This window comes from Caballeronia sp. TF1N1 (assembly GCF_022878925.1).
In the GTDB taxonomy this organism is placed as follows: Bacteria; Pseudomonadota; Gammaproteobacteria; order Burkholderiales; family Burkholderiaceae; genus Caballeronia.
Map to the genome: position 1 here is coordinate 2,477,710 of NZ_CP084626.1, position 17,101 is coordinate 2,494,810.

Genomic DNA, 17,101 nt, shown 5'->3' on the forward strand with positions numbered 1-17,101 from the left:
GTTTACACTAGGCCCCGGTTCCGCGACGCCTTCACCCTTGCGCCAGCATAGTGCGCAGCGCGGTGAGCGCGCCATGTCACTGTGAATTCTGGGCCGCATTCTATAGCGCTCCCCATGCTCGACAACCTCACTCAACGGATGGCGCGCGTCGTCAAGACGCTGCGCGGCGAGGCCCGCCTCACCGAGGCCAACACGCAGGAGATGCTGCGTGAAGTGCGTCTCGCGCTTCTCGAAGCAGACGTGGCGCTGCCGGTCGTGCGCGAATTCATCGCCAAGGTGAAGGAAAAGGCGCTCGGCGAGGAAGTCCTGTCGAGCCTTTCGCCGGGCCAGGCGCTCGTCGGCGTCGTGCAGCGCGAACTGACTGCCGTGATCGGCGGCGACTACGAAGGCAAGGCCGCCGAACTGAATCTCGCGGTCACGCCGCCCGCCGTCATCCTCATGGCCGGCTTGCAGGGCGCGGGCAAGACCACGACCACCGGCAAGCTCGCCAAGCTGCTGCGCGAAAAGAGCAAGAAGAAGGTGCTGACGGTTTCTGTCGACGTGTATCGTCCGGCGGCTATTCGTCAGTTGCAGACGGTGACCGAGCAGGTCGGCGCGGACTTCTTCCCGTCCGAGCCGGATCAGAAGCCCGCGGATATCGCGCGCGCGGCAATCGACTGGGCCAAGCGCCACTACCATGACGTTGTGATCGTCGACACGGCCGGCCGTCTCGGTATCGACGAAGCCATGATGAAGGAGATCAGCGAGCTACACGCGCTGCTCAAGCCCGCCGAAACGCTCTTCGTCGTCGACGCCATGCTCGGTCAGGACGCGGTCAACACCGCCAAGGCGTTCAACGACGCCCTGCCGCTCACCGGCGTCGTGCTCACCAAACTCGACGGCGACTCGCGCGGCGGCGCGGCGCTCTCCGTGCGTCATGTCACCGGCAAGCCGATCAAGTTCGTCGGCGTCGCGGAAAAGCTCGACGGTCTCGAAGTGTTCCATCCGGATCGCATGGCGAACCGGATTCTCGGCATGGGCGACATTCTCGCGCTCGTCGAGGAAGCGCAGCGCGGCGTCGACACGCAAGCCGCGCAGCAACTCGCCGACAAGGTCAAGAAAGGCGGCGACTTCGACCTGAACGACTTCAAGGCGCAGCTCTCGCAGATGAAGAAAATGGGCGGCCTCTCTTCGCTCATGGACAAGCTGCCCGCGCAGTTTCAGCAAGCGGCGCAAGGCGCGGACATGAACAACGCCGAGAAGCAGATGCGCCGCATGGAAGGCATCATCAATTCCATGACGCTTCAGGAACGCGCGAAGCCCGAGCTCATCAAGGCCGCGCGCAAGCGTCGTATCGCGGCGGGCGCGGGCGTGCATGTGCAGGAAGTCAACCGCATGCTGAACCAGTACGAGCAAATGCGCGGCATGATGAAGAAGCTCAAGGGCGGCAACCTGCAAAAGATGATGCGCGGCATGAAGGGCATGATGCCCGGCATGCGCTAGGCGCGACAGAACAGGCCCGCGCTCGCGCCGAACGCCGCGAGGAGCGCGGGTTTATCATAGGGCGCACGCCGCCGTTTCTTTCCACACTAAGTAGTCCGCCTCCCCGCTTCCCTCTATGAATCGCGAAGAAGCTCTCCATATTTTCAGCCACTCCGAAGAGATCGTTTCGGTCGAAGCCGTCAACGCATCGATCGAACGCATGGCTGCAGCCATCAAGGCGGCAACGAGCGACGATTTTCCGCTCGTGCTTTCGGTCATGGGAGGCGCGGCCGTTTTCACCGGCATGCTGCTGCCGCATCTCGACTTCCCGCTCGAGTTCGATTACATCCATCTGACGCGCTATCGCAACGCCATCAAGGGCGGCAGCGAAATGCAGTGGCGCGTGGCGCCGGCCGAATCGGTGAAAGATCGCGTGGTGCTCGTACTCGACGATATCCTTGACGAAGGCGAAACCATGGCTGCTATCCGCGACCGCATCATGGCGATGGGCGCGAAGCAGTTTTTGTCGGCGGTGCTGTGCGAGAAGATCATCCCGAAGGCGAAACCGCTGCGTCCTGATTTCTGCGGCTTCGAAGTGCCGGACCGTTATGTGTTCGGCTGCGGCATGGACGCGAAGGGTTATTGGCGGAATCTACCAACCATTCGCGCGCTAACCGAAGGCGCATGAGCGTTCGTTCGGTAGTCAGTGAAAAAAAGCGGCCGAGGCCGCTTTTTTCATAGCTGATGCACGAAGGTCCGTATGCCCGTGAGCATCATCTCGACCGAAATGGCCACGAGCACGAGCCCCATCAAGCGCTCGAATGCCGTCACCGCGCGCTCGCCGAGCCAGTGTTGAATCTTCTCGGCCAGCACGAGCACGATGGCGCACACGACCATGGTGACCGTGAGCGCGCCGATCCATTCCAGCATCTTCCCCGGCGCTTGCGATGTCAGCAGCATTACAGTGGCAAGCGCGGACGGTCCCGCAAGCGCGGGAATGGCGAGCGGCACGATAAGCGGTTCGCCGCCGCGCGAGTCGCCGCCCATCGGGCCGTCGGGATGCGGAAAGATCATCCGCAGCGCGATCAGAAACAGCACGATCCCGCCGCCGATACGCAACGACAGATCCGTCAAGTTCATCGCGCGCAGGAAGCGGTCGCCGGCCAGCATGAACACCAGCAGGATCACGAACGCAATCGCCACTTCCCGCAAGATCACGACGCGGCGCCGCTCGATAGCGACGCCGCGCAGTGCGTTGATGAAGATTGGAATATTGCCGAGCGGATCGGTAATCAACAGAAGCAGAATCGTCGCCGACAGGAAGTTGTATTGCACGTTACTTCGCGAGCGCCTCACGAATCTTGGCCGTCACCATGCCCGCTGCCTCGTCCACCGGCACGAGCGTGGCTTCGGTATCGCGGCGCGCCTGATATTCCAGCTTGCCGTCCTTGAGCCCGCGATCGCCAATGACGATGCGATGCGGCACGCCGATCAACTCCCAGTCCGCGAACATCACGCCCGGGCGCTCACCGCGATCGTCGAGAATTACGTCGAGGCCGGCTTCCTGCAAGGTCGCGTAGAGCTTGTCGGCCTGCTCGCGCACGGCTTCGCTGCGGTCGTAGCCCATCGGGCAGATCACGACTTCGAAAGGCGCAATGGCTTCCGGCCAGATGATGCCCTTGTCGTCGAAGTTCTGTTCGATGGCTGCGCCCAGAATACGCGTGATTCCGATGCCGTAGCAGCCCATCTGCATGGGCGCCGGCTTGCCGTTTTCGTCGAGGAAGGTCGCGCCCATCGAATCCGAGTACTTGGTGCCAAGCTGGAACACGTGGCCCACTTCGATACCGCGACAGATTTCGAGCGTGCCCTTACCGTCCGGCGAGGGATCGCCCGCGACGACGTTGCGGATATCCGCGACTTCCGGCTCGGGCAGATCGCGGCCCCAGTTCACGCCGGTCGTGTGGAAATCCACTTCGTTCGAGCCGACCACGAAGTCGCTCATGTTCGCGACCGTGCTGTCGGCGATCACGCGCACCGGCTTTTTCGTGCCGATTGGGCCGAGATAGCCCGGCGGCGTGCCGAACCATTCGACGATCTCCGCTTCCGTCGCGAAGCGATAACCCTTGAGGCCTGGCAACTTGCCCGTCTTGATGTCGTTCAACGAATGGTCGCCGCGCAGCATCAGAAGCCAGATGGTCGGCTCGGCGCCTTCGTTGTCGGTGGCGAGAATGATCGACTTGATCGTGCGCTCGAGCGGAATGCCGAGATACTCGGCGACGGCTTCGCACTTCGCCTTGCCGGGCGTCGGCGTCTTTTTGAGCTCTTCGGCGGGCGCGGCGCGCGTGGCGATGAGCGGCACGCCTTCGGCAGCCTCGACGTTCGCCGCGAAATCCGAAGCCGGGCAATACGCGATGTCGTCCTCGCCCGTCTCGGCGATCACGTGAAATTCATGCGAGCCGCTGCCGCCAATCGAACCGTTGTCCGCCGCGACGGCGCGAAACTCCAGGCCGATGCGCGTGAAGATGCGCACGTAGGCATCGAACATTTTCCGATACGACTCGGCGAGGCCGGCCGTGTCTTTATCGAACGAATACGCGTCTTTCATGATGAACTCGCGGCCACGCATGACGCCGAAGCGCGGGCGGATTTCATCGCGGAACTTCGTCTGCACCTGATAGAAGTTTACCGGCAACTGCCGATAGCTCTTGATTGCGCTGCGCGCGATCTCGGTCACCACTTCCTCGTGCGTCGGGCCCATGACGAAGTCGCGGTCGTGACGGTCCTTGAAGCGCAGCAGTTCGGGGCCGTATTGTTCCCAGCGTCCCGATTCCTGCCACAGTTCGGCCGGCTGCACGGCGGGCATCAGCAGTTCGAGCGCGCCCGCGCGGTTCATCTCTTCACGCACGATGGCCTCGACCTTGCGTACCGAACGCAGGCCAATTGGCAGGTAATCGTAAATGCCGCCCGCGACGCGACGGATCATGCCGGCGCGCATCATGAGCTTGTGGCTGACGATTTCGGCCTCGGAGGGCGCCTCTTTCAGGGTGCCGATGAAGAAACGGGATGCTTTCATTCAAGTTTTCCAAATGCGCCACGCGCTCCGAAAGCTCTGACTCTCGAAACTGGCGATACGTGTGAACGACGGGACGGACGACGGCTTTGTACGGAGCAGAGGCAGCGCGTCGATGCGCTACTTCGGCCAACGGAAGAAGATTTTGCCGCACGCGGAGTGCTCTGGCAAAAAGTCGCTTATGCGTGCTTCGAACCCGGGCTAATGACGAAGGCCGGTTCCGCGGGTTGATTCCAATACGCCGTGCCCGTTATCTGTTTATAATCAAAGCAATTTTAAAGGATTCGAAGGTGGTTGTATGCTGGATCGTGAAGGCTTTCGCCCGAACGTCGGCATCATCCTCTTGAACGCGCGCAACGAAGTGTTTTGGGGTAAGCGGCTGCGTGAACATTCCTGGCAGTTTCCGCAAGGGGGCATCAAGTACGGTGAGACCCCTGTGCAAGCGATGTATCGGGAGTTACACGAAGAAACCGGCTTGCTTCCGGAGCACGTCAAGGTCGTCGGTCGCACGCGCGACTGGCTGCGTTATGAGGTGCCGGATAAGTTCATCAAGCGCGAAGTGCGCGGACATTATCGCGGACAGAAACAGATCTGGTTTCTGCTGCGCATGGTGGGACGCGACTGTGACATTTGCCTGCGCGCGACGGACCATCCGGAATTCGATGCCTGGCGCTGGAACGAATACTGGGTCCCGCTGGATGCGGTAATCGAGTTCAAGCGTGACGTTTATCAACTGGCTCTGACCGAGCTATCCCGCTTCTTGCGGCGTACCAACTCCCGCGTCGAACGCGGCGAGCGCGTCGCGCATCACGGACCGCGCTATCCACGCGTCGTCCAGACGATGACGATCGAAGCACCTGCTGTAACCGTCGCTGGCAACGAGGTTCAGGCAGAATGCACGATCAGCGAGGAAGTGCATATCATCGTGCAGCGGTCTTCGTGCGACTGATCACTGCGGTTCTTCTTTTACTTTGACACTGAGCACGGCACGGCGAGCAATTCGCCGTGCTGTTGCCGTATGCGCACCTGTTTTCGGGAAGATCGAATTGAAAGCCATTGGTTCATTTGCGTTGTCCGCTGCGGTATCCGTGGCCATGCTGGCCACGCTCGCTGCCTGCTCCAGCAACAAAGGCCCGTCCACACAGGACGATGGCGTCTTCACCTATCTGCTCGACCAGAAGCCGGAGTGGACCGAGGAAAAGGTCGATACGCTTCCGCCGCTGCCCGAAGCCTCGAATCTGCTTGCGTTCAACGTGTCGCAGAATACGCCGCTGATTTTCGCCGTCGACAAGACTTCGCTTTCGGTCGGCAAGGATGGCGTCATTCGCTACGTGATCGTCGCGACGAGCCCGAGCGGCGCGCGCAATGTGAATTACGAAGGCATTCGCTGCGATACCTACGAATGGCGCCGCTACGCGAGCATCAACGATAACGGTACGGCTTGGGATCGCGAGGTCGCATTCGACTTTCGCCGCATAGAAAATGGCGAATTGAATGCGTATCAGGCGGCGCTGTATCAGGATTATTTCTGCACGAGCAAACTGCCGGTCGGCACGGCCAAGCAGATCGCCAGCAACATTCAGTACAAACGCACACAGAGTTCCATCAACGTGCGCTGAAGTTGGGTTACGTTGAGTTGCGTCGAACGTGCGCTCATGCGAAAAGGCCCGCTTTCAAGCGGGCCTTTTACGTATCAAGTCTCAGACGAGCACCAGATTATCGCGGTGAATCAACTCCGGCTCCAGCATATAGCCGAGCACCGTTTCGATCTCGCCGCTCGGCCGCCGATGAATCAGCCGCGCTTCTGAACTGCTGTAATTCGTGATACCGCGCGCCACTTCGCGTCCTTCGTCGTCCAAACAGGCGATGACCTCGCCGCGATCGAACGCGCCCTTCACGTCGATCACGCCGATCGGCAGCAAGCTCTTGCCTTCGGCTGTGACCTTCTGAACCGCGCCGTTGTCGATCACCACGTGACCGCGCATTTGAAGGTGATCCGCCATCCACTGCTTGCGCGCCGCAATGCGCGCCGTACGCGCGATGAGTTGCGTGCCGATCATCTCACCGGAAGCGAGCCGCGTGAGCACATCGGCTTCGCGGCCGCTTGCGATCACCGTGTTCGCGCCGCTATGCGCCGCGCGCTTCGCCGCGAGAATCTTCGTCAGCATGCCCCCGCGTCCGAGGCTCGAACCCGCGCCGCCCGCCATGGCCTCGAGTTCTGGCGTGCCGGCGTCCGCCTGTTCGACGAGCGTCGCGCTCGGGTCCTTGCGCGGATCGGCGGTAAAGAGGCCGCGTTGGTCGGTGAGAATGACGAGCGCGTCGCCTTCGATCAGATTCGCCACGAGCGCGCCGAGCGTGTCGTTGTCGCCGAACTTGATTTCGTCGGTGATGACCGTGTCGTTCTCGTTGATGATCGGCACCGCGCCCAGACGCAGCAGCGTGAGCAAAGTGGAACGCGCGTTCAGATAGCGCTCGCGGTCGGCCAGGTCGGCGTGCGTCAGCAGAATCTGCGCGGTGCGAATGCCGTGCGCGCCGAAGCTGCTCTCGTAGACCTGCGCGAGCCCCATTTGCCCGACGGCGGCGGCGGCCTGCAATTCGTCGATTTCGCGCGGACGTTTGGTCCATCCAAGCCGATGAATGCCCTCCGCGATCGCGCCGGAACTCACCAGCACGACTTCCTTGCCCTGCTCGCGCAAGGCCGCGATTTGCGCCGCCCAGCGATTGATTGCCGCATGATCGAGCCCGCGCCCGTCGTTTGTAACGAGGCTGGACCCTACTTTCACTACGATTCGCTTCGCAGCGGCGATGACCGAACGCATCGTGCGCATTCTCCTCGGGTGTCGCGGCCCACGCGGGCGGGCCGCGTCGTTACTCTTCGTCTACGTCTTTGTCTGCTTGCTCTTTCACAGGCGTGTCGCGAAAGCGCACGTCCGCCGCGAGATCCTCGGCCTCGGCCGCGCGCGACGCGTCCGAGTTCTGCGAAATGTAGTCGTAGATTGCGTAGATGAGCGCCTCGCAACCCTGACCGGTCAGCGCCGAAATCTCGTACACCGGCCCGGTCCATTCGAAACGCTCGACGAAGTCGTCGATACGCGCGCGACGTTCGTCTTCCGGCACCATGTCGAGCTTGTTCAGCACGAGCCAGCGCGGCTTTTCGTAGAGCGACTCGTCGTATTTGCGCAGTTCGTTGACGATGGCCTTCGCCTCGGCAACGGGATCGACGTTTTCATCGAACGGGGCGAGATCGACCAGATGCAGCAGCACGCCCGTGCGCTGCAAGTGACGCAGAAAGCGATGCCCAAGCCCCGCGCCTTCCGCCGCGCCTTCGATCAGGCCGGGAATGTCCGCGATCACGAAGCTCTTGCTCGGACCCACGCGCACCACGCCGAGATTCGGCGCAAGCGTGGTGAAGGGATAATCGGCGATCTTCGGCCGCGCGTTCGACACCGACGCGATAAACGTGGATTTCCCCGCGTTCGGCATGCCGAGCAGACCGACATCCGCGAGCACCTTCAGCTCGAGCTTGAGCATGCGGCGCTCGCCCGGCTTGCCGTCGGTCTTCTGACGCGGCGCACGGTTCGTGCTCGACTTAAAATGTAGATTGCCGAGGCCGCCCGAGCCGCCTTGGGCAATCAGAATCTGCTGATTGTGTTCGGTCAGATCGGCGATGAGTTCGCCCGTGTCCTGATCCGTGATGATGGTGCCGACCGGCATGCGCAACGTGATGTCGTCGCCACCTTTGCCGTAGCAGTCCGCGCCGCGACCGTTTTCGCCGTTGCGCGCCTGATGCTTCTTCGAGAACCGGTAGTCGATCAGCGTATTGATATTGCGATCCGCAACCGCGTAGACGCTGCCGCCGCGACCGCCGTCGCCGCCGTCCGGTCCGCCGAACGGGACGAATTTTTCGCGGCGCATCGACGCGCTGCCATCTCCCCCGTCGCCGGCGATGACTTCAATTCTCGCTTCGTCAATGAACTTCATGCGTTGCTCCGTCCCGTGTTTCTGCTCGATAAGACCGGAACATGCATTGAAGCTCAAATTCCGGTCGAGATACTATTTTGCCGTGACTGACGTGCGCCAGCCATGGTGATGAAGAATTCCTGGCGATGCGGCGTTTCGCGCATCCAAAAAACAAAAGGCCCCGCGAACTTCGCGGGGCCTTTGTCGGTCCTGAAGCCCGTGCAGTAAAACTTAAGCTGCCGGGACGACGACGACCGTGTGCTTTCTTGCTGCGCCCTTCGTCACGAACTTGACGTGACCGTCGGCCAGCGCGAACAGCGTGTGATCCTTGCCGATGCCGACGTTTTCACCCGGGTGCATGCGCGTGCCGCGCTGGCGAACGATGATGCCGCCTGCATTGATTGCCTGGCCGCCATAAACCTTCACGCCGAGGCGTTTCGATTCTGAGTCGCGGCCGTTGCGGGAAGACCCGCCTGCTTTTTTGTGTGCCATTTGATTAGCTCCTTAACCGATTTCCGCGTAACGATAACGATGCGACCACGCCTTAGGCGTTGATCGCGTCGATGCGCAGTTCGGTGTAGTTCTGGCGATGGCCAGCGTGCTTTTGGTAGTGCTTCCGGCGACGCATCTTGAAGATGGTCACTTTGGCATGACGACCTTGGGAGACCACGGTAGCCTTGACGGAAGCCCCACTGACCAGCGGCGCACCGAACTTAATCGATTCGCCTTCGCCTACTGCGAGAACCTGGTCGAGCGTGATTTCAGCGTCAATGTCTGCCGGTATCTGTTCTACTTTCAATTTTTCGCCAACGGCAACTTTGTACTGCTTGCCGCCGGTTTTTATGACCGCGTACATTGAGAACCTCACTCTGAATTCATTTTTCCACGCACCGCGCGAGGAAAACACGAGATTATACATAGGGTTAGAGGCTTCGTCAAAACGCATTGACAATCCCGTGCGTTGTGCATGACGGCGCGATCCTCGGCGAAAACAGTCCGATTTGACGCCGATTTCGCGGGCAAACGCCTCCGATGCTCGCGCCCGACACGCGTGGTCAGTCGGATTCGCCTTATAATCCGCCGCATCACCTTATTAGCCGATCATGTCGTCCACCGCCACTTCCCCTCCCAACGCCGCCGCACTGCTTGCCCCGATCGCCGAGGACATGCAGCAGGTCAATCGCGTCATCCGGCAGCGCCTGGCATCAGAAGTGATGCTCATCAACCAGATCTCCGAGTACATCATCGGCGCGGGCGGCAAGCGCTTGCGGCCGGCGCTCTTGCTGCTCGTCGCGGGCGCGCTCGGGGACACGACGGGGCACCGGCATGAACTGGCCGCCGTGGTCGAGTTCATTCATACGGCGACGCTTCTGCACGACGACGTGGTCGACGAATCCGACCTGCGTCGCGGCCGCAAGACGGCCAATGCGCTCTTCGGCAATGCCGCGAGCGTGCTGGTCGGCGACTTCCTGTATTCGCGCTCGTTCGAAATGATGGTGACCGTTGGCAAGATGCGCGTGATGGAGATTTTATCCGTCGCGACCAACGTCATCTCCGAAGGCGAAGTGCTGCAGCTTCTGAACATGCACGATCCGGACGTGGACGAAGCGCGTTACATGCAGGTGATCCGCTACAAGACGGCGAAGCTTTTCGAAGCGGCGGCCCAGCTCGGCGCGGTACTTTCAGGCTCTGACGCGCGCACGGAAGCAGCGGCGGCGGAATTCGGCCGGCGCATCGGCACCGCGTTTCAGATCATGGACGACTGGCTCGATTACACCGGTACGCCTGAATCCATGGGCAAGAATGCCGGCGACGACCTGCGCGAAGGCAAGCCCACGCTGCCGCTCATCTATTTGATGGAGCACGGCACGCCGGAGCAAGCGACACTCGCGCGCGAGGCGATCGAGCAAGGCGGCACGGATCGATTCGATACGATCTTCCACGCCATTACGACTTCCGGCGCGCTCGATCACACGCTGGAGTGCGCGCGCAAGGAAGCGCACGCCGCGGCAAGCGCGATTTCTTCGTTTCCAGATTCCATTTACAAAGAAAGCCTGATAGAATTATGTTCTTACTCGACATCGAGGCAGTCTTGAAAGAGACTAAACCGCCTCTAAAGTCCAGGTAAAACAAATTCGGGGTGTAGCTTAGCCTGGTAGAGCGCTACGTTCGGGACGTAGAGGCCGGAGGTTCGAATCCTCTCACCCCGACCAGAATTGCTGAAAAACCCGCATGGTCCGCCATGCGGGTTTTTTGTTTTGCGCGGCTGATTTACGCGTCTGCCATGGGTCCGCCAAGCGCGTGCACGCAGCAGGCAAGTCAATAAAACCGTCTGTTATAGTCGTCCCCATCACCGCCCCTACTCGATCAACGCGTGGACAACCTTCCTTTATGGGCGCAAATTTGCGCCATCTTTCTGCTGCTCATTCTTTCCGGTTTTTTCTCGATTTCCGAAACGTCGATGATGGCGCTCAATCGCCATCGGTTGAAGTTCCTTGCTAGCCAAGGATCGCTGCGCGCGCGCACCACGCAAGGACTACTCGCCAAGACCGATCAACTGCTTTCGGTCATTCTCATCGGCAACAACCTGATCAATACGATCATCCCGGTTCTCACCACGTCGATTGCGCTCAAGACTTTCGGCCACAACAACATGGTCCTGTCGATCACGACGGGCATGGTCGCGTTTCTCATCATCGTGTTCGCGGAAATCGCGCCGAAAATAGTCGGCGCAACATATCCCGAAAAAGTCGCGTTGCCCGCGAGTCTGATCCTTTCGCCGCTCATGCGCATCGCGCGGCCGCTCGTGTGGTTCGTGAATCTTTTCGCCAACGCCATTCTGAGCGCGTTGCACATCAACACGAAAGGCGGCCGCGATCAGCGCATTTCGCCGGAGGAATTGCGCACCATCGTGCTGGAATCGGGCAGTTTCATGCCGACCAAGCACCGCAGCATCCTGCTGAATCTGTTCGATCTGGAGAACATTTCCGTCGATGACGTGATGATCCCGCGCCGACGCATTGAAGCGCTCGACTTCGATGCGCCCTTCGACCAAATTCTGCATCAGCTCGAAACCTGCTATCACAATAAGCTGGTGGTGTTTCAGGGCGATATCGACCGCGTGCTAGGCGTGCTCCACGTGCGCAAGACCTTGTCCGCGCTGCATAACCAGGAACTCGAACGCGAGACGCTGCGCGCGCTGCTCGCCGAGCCTTACTTCGTGCCGACCGGAACGCCCGTGTTCCAGCAGCTTCAGTACTTTCAGGAAAGCGGCCAGCGAATCGCGATCGTCGTCAACGAATACGGTGAATTGCAGGGGCTCGTGACGCCGGAAGACATCATCGAAGAACTGATCGGTGAATTCACGACGACGATTCCGCGCGGCGCGGGGTCGCGCGGCGGCTGGGACGACAAAGGCGAGTGCATCGTGGCGGGCAGCATGCCGCTGCGCGAACTCAACCGCTGGCTCAAGCTGACCCTGCCGACCGATGGCCCCAAGACGCTCAACGGTCTGATCCTCGAAACGCTGGAGGACATTCCGGACGGCGACGTGTCGGTGCGAATCGCGGGCGTGTATTTCGAAGTCATGCGCAGCGACGATCAAGCCATCCGCACGGTCAAGATTTTCCGCCCCGTCGCGCCGGTCAAACGCCCGCAGCGTTAGCCATTCGGACGACTACGCACGCGCCGTGCGCCGCGAGATGATCGGAGCCTTCCGACATCGACCGGCTCACGCGCATGAATTCTCCCTTTCGCCTTGCTTCAACCGCCGATCCGGCACCCGATTCCCCTTCCGATCAAGACGCGCCCGCGGTCACGCTCGTCGCCGATACGTTGCGCGAAGCGGCGTCGCGCGGCGCGTCCGATGTCCACATCGAGCCGGGCGAGCATGGCTGGCGCGTTCGTTTGCGTGTCGATGGCGTGCTCCATGTGTTGCGGCATCCGCCAACGCATCTGCGCGATGCCGTCATCACGCGAATCAAGGTGCTGGCGCGGATGGATATCGCCGAGCGGCGCGTACCACAGGACGGGCGGCTGCGCCTCGCGCTGGCGGGCGGGCAGATTGGCGACTATCGCGTGAGTTCGCTGCCGACCGTGTTCGGCGAAAAGTTGGTATTGCGCAGGCTCGACGCGCTGCCGCCCGATCTTTCGCTCGATGCCCTCGGGCTCGATGCGCAGCAAAGCCGCACGGTCGAGTCCGCCATTCGCGCGCCGCATGGTCTCGTGCTCGTGACGGGTCCGACCGGCAGCGGCAAAACGCTCTCGCTCTATTGTTTCCTGCAGATGCTCAACGCCGAGGCGCGCAACATCTGCTCGGTCGAGGACCCGGTGGAGATTCAACTCGCGGGTATCAATCAGGTGAACGTGCGCGACAAGGCGGGGCTCAACTTCGCCGTCGCCTTGCGCGCGTTCATGCGGCAAGACCCGGACATCGTGATGGTCGGGGAAATCCGCGATGCCGAAACCGCCGACGTCGCCGTGAAAGCCGCGCAGACCGGCCATCTCGTGCTCTCGACGCTGCACACCAACGACGCGCCCGCGGCTATCGCACGGCTGATCGATATCGGCGTCGCGCCGTATAACCTCGCATCCGCGCTGCGGCTCGTCACCGCGCAAAGGCTCGTGCGCAAGCTGTGCGAGGCGTGTCGCGCGCCCGCGCCACTTACGCTAGATGACGGCATCCGGCCGTTCGAACCGCGTGGGTGTCCGGCGTGTCATGGCATCGGATATCGCGGGCGCGTCGGCGTGCATCAAGTGATGCCGGTTTCCGATGACATCCGCGAACTCATCGTCGGACGCGCGGCGACGCACGCCATTGCCCGCACAGCGCAACTGCACGGCATGCCCGCCTTGCGCGATGCCGCTTTCGCACGCGTTCGCGAGGGCGTGACGAGCGTCGCGGAAGCCACCGAGGCCACGGAAATCGCATGATGCGCGACGAATCCACGGACACGCGCTTCGCGTGGCGCGGCGTCGATGCCGACGGCCGGCGCCGCAGCGGCAAGACCATCGCCGCCGATGCCGCGTCGGCGCGCGCGTCGCTTCGGTCCAGCGGCGTGATCGTCATTGGGCTGGAGGCACTCGGCCGGGCCCCGGCGCCGCGCACGAAAGGGATCGAGATCACGGTCTTTACGCGTCAGCTCGCCGGTTTGCTGCGCGCGGGACTGCCGCTCGCAAATGCGCTCGACATGCTATCCAACGCCGGTTCGCGCGGCGGATTGGCGCGTCTCATGCGCACGCTCGCCCGCGACATCACACGCGGCGTGCCGTTTTCGGCGGCGCTTGCGCGTCATCCCGCTTCGTTCGATGCGCTGTATTGTCAGCTCGTCGCGGTCGGCGAAGTGGCGGGCGCGCTGCCTGCCGTACTCGGACGTATCGCCGATGACCGCGAGCGCAGCGCGTCGCAACGCGCGAAGCTGCGGGCCGCGCTGACCTATCCAGTGATGGTGCTACTGCTGTCGCTCGCGATCACGGCGGGGCTTTTGATCGGCGTCGTGCCGACCTTCAAGACGATCTTCGACGGCTTCGGCGCCGCCCTGCCCGCGCCGACGCGCTTCGTGCTCGCGTTATCGGACGGCGTCGCGCGTCATGGCGTGCCGTTCGTGGTGGTTTGCGCGTGCGTGGCGCTGATCGGCGTACATCGGCTGAAGCGGTCACCGCAGGCGCGACGGCGCGCGGATCTCGCCGCGCTGCGCTTGCCGCTCGCGGGCACGTTGCTGCGCTCGCTTGCGGTGGCGCGCTGGAGCCGCGCGCTCGGCACGCTGCTCGCGGCCGGCACGCCACTCTCCGACGCATTCGATTCGCTCACGCAGGCCACCGGCAATCGCGTGTTCGACGACGCCACCGTGGAGATCGCCGTGCGTCTGCGGCGCGGCGAGCGTCTCGCGGCCGCCATGCGCGCGCTGCGGTGCTTCCCCGATGACGTCGTGCAGCCGATCGCCGTCGCCGAGGAATCCGGCTCGCTCGACGCCATGCTGCTCGATCTCGCGAGCCTTGCCGACCGGCAGGTGGACGATCGCATCGGCACCTTTGCGAGTCTGTGCGAACCCGTGGTGATCGCCGTGCTGGGCGCGCTCGTGGGCGGTCTCGTCATCGCGATGTATCTTCCCATCATTCAGCTCGGCAACGTGGTGTAGCATCGCGGGCCAAAGCCATCGTTTCACTAACATGCAGCCTTTGTTCGATCCATCCGCCGTTCACTACGCCAGCCGCTATTTCGCGGCTTTTGCCGCGCTTCCGTACGCCGTTCAGTACGGCTTCGCCATCGTGTTCGGCCTCGTGATCGGCAGCTTTCTCACCGTCGTCGTGCACCGCTTGCCGGTCATGCTCGAACGCGCCTGGCGCGCCGAAGTCGATGCAGCGCTTCCAAATGCTCCGCAGCCCGAAGGCGATTCCTACCCAGAACGCTTCAACCTCGCCGTGCCGCGCAGTGCGTGCCCTCATTGCGGTCACGTCCTGCGCGCGTGGGAAAACATTCCCGTCGTCAGCTATCTCGCTCTGCGTGGAAGATGCGCGTCATGCGGCGCGCGCGTGAGCCCGCGTTACCCGCTGACCGAACTGACGACGGGCACGTTCGCCGCGCTTTCGCTCTACGCGTTCGGACCGGACTGGCCCGCGTTCGCCGCGTTCGGGCTGTGCGCGACGCTCTTGGCGGCCAGTCTCATCGATTACGACACGCGCTATTTACCCGATGTGCTGACGCTGCCTCTGCTTTGGGCCGGGCTAATCGTCAATTTCGGCGCGGGCGGGTTTGCGACGCTGCACGATGCCGTGACCGGTGCCATCGCGGGCTACCTTTTCCTGTGGTGCGTCTATTGGCTCTTCAAACTCGCGCGCGGCGTCGAAGGCATGGGCTATGGTGACTTCAAGCTACTCGCGGCTATCGGCGCGTGGCTCGGCTGGGAAGCGCTTGCGCAGGTCGTGCTGATCTCGGCGGTCGCGGGCGCGGCCTTCGGCATCGTGGCGACGTGGCGCGGGCGCATGCGCTTCGAAGAACCGCTGCCATTCGGGCCGTTCCTCGCGGCGGGCGGCGCGATCACGCTTTTTTTCGGTACGCCGCTTTATGCTTTGTTCGGATGACGACAAGGAGCCACGGATGTTCAGCATCGGTCTGACGGGCGGCATCGGCAGCGGCAAAAGCACGGTCGCTGATCTTTTCGCGGCGCGCGGCGTGCCGCTAGTCGATACCGATCTCATCGCGCATCAGGTGACAGCGCCGGGCGGCGTCGCAATGCCGCTTATCGCGAATGAGTTTGGCCGAGAGTTCGTTGCAACCGACGGCTCGCTCGACCGCACGAAAATGCGCACGCTCGTCTTCTCCGACGATACCGCGAAGGCCCGGCTCGAAGGCATCGTGCATCCGCTGATTCGCGCGGAGACCGAGCGTCAGCGGCAGGCTGCAACGGGCGCGTACCACATCGTCGTCGTACCGCTTCTGGTGGAATCGGGCAACTGGAAGACGCGAGTGTCACGCGTGCTGGTGGTCGATTGCCCGGTGGAAACGCAGATCGCGCGCGTCATGCGGCGTAATGGCTTTGCGCGCGAACAAGTGCTCGCAATCATTGCGAAGCAGGCAATGCGCGAAGCACGCCTCGAAGCAGCGGACGATATCGTCATAAACGATGAAACATCCACGCTGGACACGCTCGCCCGTCATGTCGATACCTTGCACGCCTGCTATCTCGCGCTGGCGTCCGAATGAGCGTTCGTTGCGGCCGGCATGGGCGAAATTATCGAAATGCTTCGAAATCGACCTAAATGTGGCGCGATTTGCTAGGGTAGGGATGCAGCATTAGAATGTCCTGACTTCCCTGCCGGGGAAGCAACCGACCTACGCCGAGGCGAGCGCTTGATCCTTTACGAGTATCCCTTCAACGAGCGAATCCGGACGCTGTTGCGTCTCGAAGACCTGTTCGAGCGCTTCACGTTCTTTCTGACTCAGGAAGATCCGCGGGAGCATCATGTCGCGTTGATCACGCTCTTCGAGATCGCCGAAGTAGCGGGCCGTACGGACCTCAAAGCCGATCTCATGAAGGAACTGGAGCGTCAGCGTCAGACGCTTGCGCCCTTTCGCGGCAATCCCGGGATCGAACAAGAAGCGCTGGAAGCGGTGCTGGGCGAGATCGAACAGACGCTCGCGGGCCTTGCGGACATGCACGGCAAGACCGGCCAGCATCTTGCGGACAACGAGTGGCTCGCGAGTATTCGTAGTCGTACGATCATTCCCGGCGGTACGTGCAAATTCGATTTGCCCTCGTATTACGCGTGGCAGCAGTTGCCGGTGGAAGAGCGCCGGCAGGACATCGCCAAATGGGTCATGCCCATGCTCGCTTTGCGCGACGCCGCCGCCATCGTATTGCGGCTTGCGCGCGAATCCGGCCAGGCGTCTAAAGTCATGGCCATGCAGGGCAGCTATCAACAGATGTTGTCCGGCAGAACGTATCAACTAATGCAGGTGCGGGTGTCGCAAGAAGTTCGCGTGATTCCCGAAGCAAGCGCAAACAAATACATGCTGTGGGTGCGTTTCACCGTGCAGGACGGCGATCTCAAGCCGCGCGCCGTCGATGTCGACGTGCCCTTTCATCTGACGCTTTGCAGCCTTTGAACCCG

General features: G+C 62.0%; 18 protein-coding genes and 1 tRNA gene. 12 read left to right on the top strand and 7 right to left on the bottom strand.

Features of this window, described 5'->3' with window-relative positions; genetic code table 11:
* Window positions 1–114: 114 nt before the first annotated feature.
* A complete protein-coding gene (ffh, locus tag LDZ28_RS11515) occupies window positions 115–1,482 on the top strand; it encodes a signal recognition particle protein (protein ID WP_244826275.1) in 1,368 nt (455 codons plus the stop codon).
* A gap of 115 nt (window positions 1,483–1,597) precedes the next feature.
* Window positions 1,598–2,149, top strand: coding sequence for a hypoxanthine-guanine phosphoribosyltransferase (locus LDZ28_RS11520; RefSeq protein WP_244826276.1), 552 nt, complete (start codon window positions 1,598–1,600; stop codon window positions 2,147–2,149).
* A gap of 47 nt (window positions 2,150–2,196) precedes the next feature.
* On the opposite strand, the gene LDZ28_RS11525 is transcribed toward LDZ28_RS11520, so the two are convergent.
* Together LDZ28_RS11525 and LDZ28_RS11530 are read right to left on the bottom strand one after the other, a co-directional pair.
* Window positions 2,197–2,796: a MarC family protein gene (locus tag LDZ28_RS11525; protein ID WP_244826277.1), complete on the bottom strand. Its 600-nt coding sequence runs from the start codon at window positions 2,794–2,796 to the stop codon at window positions 2,197–2,199.
* A gap of 1 nt (window position 2,797) precedes the next feature.
* Complete coding sequence (locus LDZ28_RS11530) at window positions 2,798–4,534, bottom strand: proline--tRNA ligase (protein ID WP_244826278.1); 1,737 nt, start codon at window positions 4,532–4,534, stop codon at window positions 2,798–2,800.
* Window positions 4,535–4,829: 295 nt separating this feature from the next.
* Between LDZ28_RS11530 and LDZ28_RS11535 the strand changes: the two genes are divergently transcribed.
* A complete protein-coding gene (locus LDZ28_RS11535) occupies window positions 4,830–5,480 on the top strand; it encodes an RNA pyrophosphohydrolase (RefSeq protein WP_244826279.1) in 651 nt (216 codons plus the stop codon).
* Here LDZ28_RS11535 and LDZ28_RS11540 read toward each other — a convergent pair whose 3' ends face one another.
* A complete protein-coding gene (locus tag LDZ28_RS11540) occupies window positions 5,481–5,627 on the bottom strand; it encodes a hypothetical protein (RefSeq protein WP_244828158.1) in 147 nt (48 codons plus the stop codon). It lies immediately after the preceding gene.
* Here LDZ28_RS11540 and LDZ28_RS11545 point away from each other — a divergent pair.
* Window positions 5,587–6,150, top strand: coding sequence for a CNP1-like family protein (locus LDZ28_RS11545; RefSeq protein WP_370652138.1), 564 nt, complete (start codon window positions 5,587–5,589; stop codon window positions 6,148–6,150). The genes LDZ28_RS11540 and LDZ28_RS11545 overlap by 41 nt on opposite strands.
* 81 nt (window positions 6,151–6,231) lie before the next feature.
* Here LDZ28_RS11545 and proB read toward each other — a convergent pair whose 3' ends face one another.
* From proB to rplU, 4 genes are all read right to left on the bottom strand, one after another.
* Window positions 6,232–7,350 (bottom strand): glutamate 5-kinase, encoded by a 1,119-nt coding sequence (proB, locus tag LDZ28_RS11550; RefSeq protein WP_244826281.1) that lies wholly within the window; start codon window positions 7,348–7,350, stop codon window positions 6,232–6,234.
* A 49-nt stretch (window positions 7,351–7,399) separates the two neighbouring features.
* Window positions 7,400–8,512, bottom strand: coding sequence for an Obg family GTPase CgtA (gene cgtA, locus LDZ28_RS11555; protein WP_244826282.1), 1,113 nt, complete (start codon window positions 8,510–8,512; stop codon window positions 7,400–7,402).
* A gap of 210 nt (window positions 8,513–8,722) precedes the next feature.
* Window positions 8,723–8,983 carry a 50S ribosomal protein L27 gene (gene rpmA, locus LDZ28_RS11560; protein ID WP_014192314.1) on the bottom strand — a complete coding sequence of 87 codons (261 nt, stop codon included), beginning with the start codon at window positions 8,981–8,983 and terminating at the stop codon, window positions 8,723–8,725.
* Between the two features lie 52 nt (window positions 8,984–9,035).
* Window positions 9,036–9,347, bottom strand: a complete 312-nt coding sequence (gene rplU, locus LDZ28_RS11565; RefSeq protein ID WP_244828118.1) for a 50S ribosomal protein L21 — start codon at window positions 9,345–9,347, stop codon at window positions 9,036–9,038.
* A 247-nt stretch (window positions 9,348–9,594) separates the two neighbouring features.
* On the opposite strand from rplU, the gene LDZ28_RS11570 reads away from it, so the two are divergent.
* From LDZ28_RS11570 to zapD, 8 genes are all read left to right on the top strand, one after another.
* Window positions 9,595–10,587 (top strand): polyprenyl synthetase family protein, encoded by a 993-nt coding sequence (locus tag LDZ28_RS11570; RefSeq protein ID WP_244826283.1) that lies wholly within the window; start codon window positions 9,595–9,597, stop codon window positions 10,585–10,587.
* Window positions 10,588–10,627: 40 nt separating this feature from the next.
* Window positions 10,628–10,704, top strand: a tRNA-Pro gene (locus tag LDZ28_RS11575).
* A gap of 161 nt (window positions 10,705–10,865) precedes the next feature.
* Complete coding sequence (locus tag LDZ28_RS11580) at window positions 10,866–12,155, top strand: HlyC/CorC family transporter (RefSeq protein WP_244826284.1); 1,290 nt, start codon at window positions 10,866–10,868, stop codon at window positions 12,153–12,155.
* Window positions 12,156–12,229: 74 nt separating this feature from the next.
* On the top strand, window positions 12,230–13,423 hold the full coding sequence (locus LDZ28_RS11585; protein ID WP_244826285.1) for a GspE/PulE family protein: 1,194 nt from the start codon (window positions 12,230–12,232) through the stop codon (window positions 13,421–13,423).
* Complete coding sequence (locus LDZ28_RS11590) at window positions 13,420–14,628, top strand: type II secretion system F family protein (RefSeq protein WP_244826286.1); 1,209 nt, start codon at window positions 13,420–13,422, stop codon at window positions 14,626–14,628. The genes LDZ28_RS11585 and LDZ28_RS11590 overlap by 4 nt, the downstream gene beginning before the upstream one ends.
* A gap of 31 nt (window positions 14,629–14,659) precedes the next feature.
* Window positions 14,660–15,571 (top strand): A24 family peptidase, encoded by a 912-nt coding sequence (locus LDZ28_RS11595; protein WP_244826287.1) that lies wholly within the window; start codon window positions 14,660–14,662, stop codon window positions 15,569–15,571.
* A 16-nt stretch (window positions 15,572–15,587) separates the two neighbouring features.
* Window positions 15,588–16,193, top strand: a complete 606-nt coding sequence (gene coaE, locus LDZ28_RS11600) for a dephospho-CoA kinase (RefSeq protein ID WP_244826288.1) — start codon at window positions 15,588–15,590, stop codon at window positions 16,191–16,193.
* A gap of 147 nt (window positions 16,194–16,340) precedes the next feature.
* A complete protein-coding gene (gene zapD, locus LDZ28_RS11605) occupies window positions 16,341–17,096 on the top strand; it encodes a cell division protein ZapD (RefSeq protein WP_244826289.1) in 756 nt (251 codons plus the stop codon).
* Window positions 17,097–17,101: the final 5 nt, after the last annotated feature.

Excerpts from the sequence above, each read along its gene's own strand:
- LDZ28_RS11530 (WP_244826278.1), bottom strand. The coding sequence starts at position 4,534 with ATGAAAGCATCCCGTTTCTTCATCGGCACCCTGAAAGAGGCGCCCTCC.
- LDZ28_RS11570 (WP_244826283.1), top strand. The coding sequence starts at position 9,595 with ATGTCGTCCACCGCCACTTCCCCTCCCAACGCCGCCGCACTGCTTGCC.
- rplU (WP_244828118.1), bottom strand. The coding sequence starts at position 9,347 with ATGTACGCGGTCATAAAAACCGGCGGCAAGCAGTACAAAGTTGCCGTT.
- LDZ28_RS11595 (WP_244826287.1), top strand. The coding sequence starts at position 14,660 with ATGCAGCCTTTGTTCGATCCATCCGCCGTTCACTACGCCAGCCGCTAT.
- cgtA (WP_244826282.1), bottom strand. The coding sequence starts at position 8,512 with ATGAAGTTCATTGACGAAGCGAGAATTGAAGTCATCGCCGGCGACGGG.
- LDZ28_RS11540 (WP_244828158.1), bottom strand. The coding sequence starts at position 5,627 with ATGGCCACGGATACCGCAGCGGACAACGCAAATGAACCAATGGCTTTC.
- LDZ28_RS11590 (WP_244826286.1), top strand. The coding sequence starts at position 13,420 with ATGATGCGCGACGAATCCACGGACACGCGCTTCGCGTGGCGCGGCGTC.
- LDZ28_RS11585 (WP_244826285.1), top strand. The coding sequence starts at position 12,230 with ATGAATTCTCCCTTTCGCCTTGCTTCAACCGCCGATCCGGCACCCGAT.
- ffh (WP_244826275.1), top strand. The coding sequence starts at position 115 with ATGCTCGACAACCTCACTCAACGGATGGCGCGCGTCGTCAAGACGCTG.
- LDZ28_RS11535 (WP_244826279.1), top strand. The coding sequence starts at position 4,830 with ATGCTGGATCGTGAAGGCTTTCGCCCGAACGTCGGCATCATCCTCTTG.
- proB (WP_244826281.1), bottom strand. The coding sequence starts at position 7,350 with ATGCGTTCGGTCATCGCCGCTGCGAAGCGAATCGTAGTGAAAGTAGGG.
- coaE (WP_244826288.1), top strand. The coding sequence starts at position 15,588 with ATGTTCAGCATCGGTCTGACGGGCGGCATCGGCAGCGGCAAAAGCACG.
- rpmA (WP_014192314.1), bottom strand. The coding sequence starts at position 8,983 with ATGGCACACAAAAAAGCAGGCGGGTCTTCCCGCAACGGCCGCGACTCA.
- LDZ28_RS11520 (WP_244826276.1), top strand. The coding sequence starts at position 1,598 with ATGAATCGCGAAGAAGCTCTCCATATTTTCAGCCACTCCGAAGAGATC.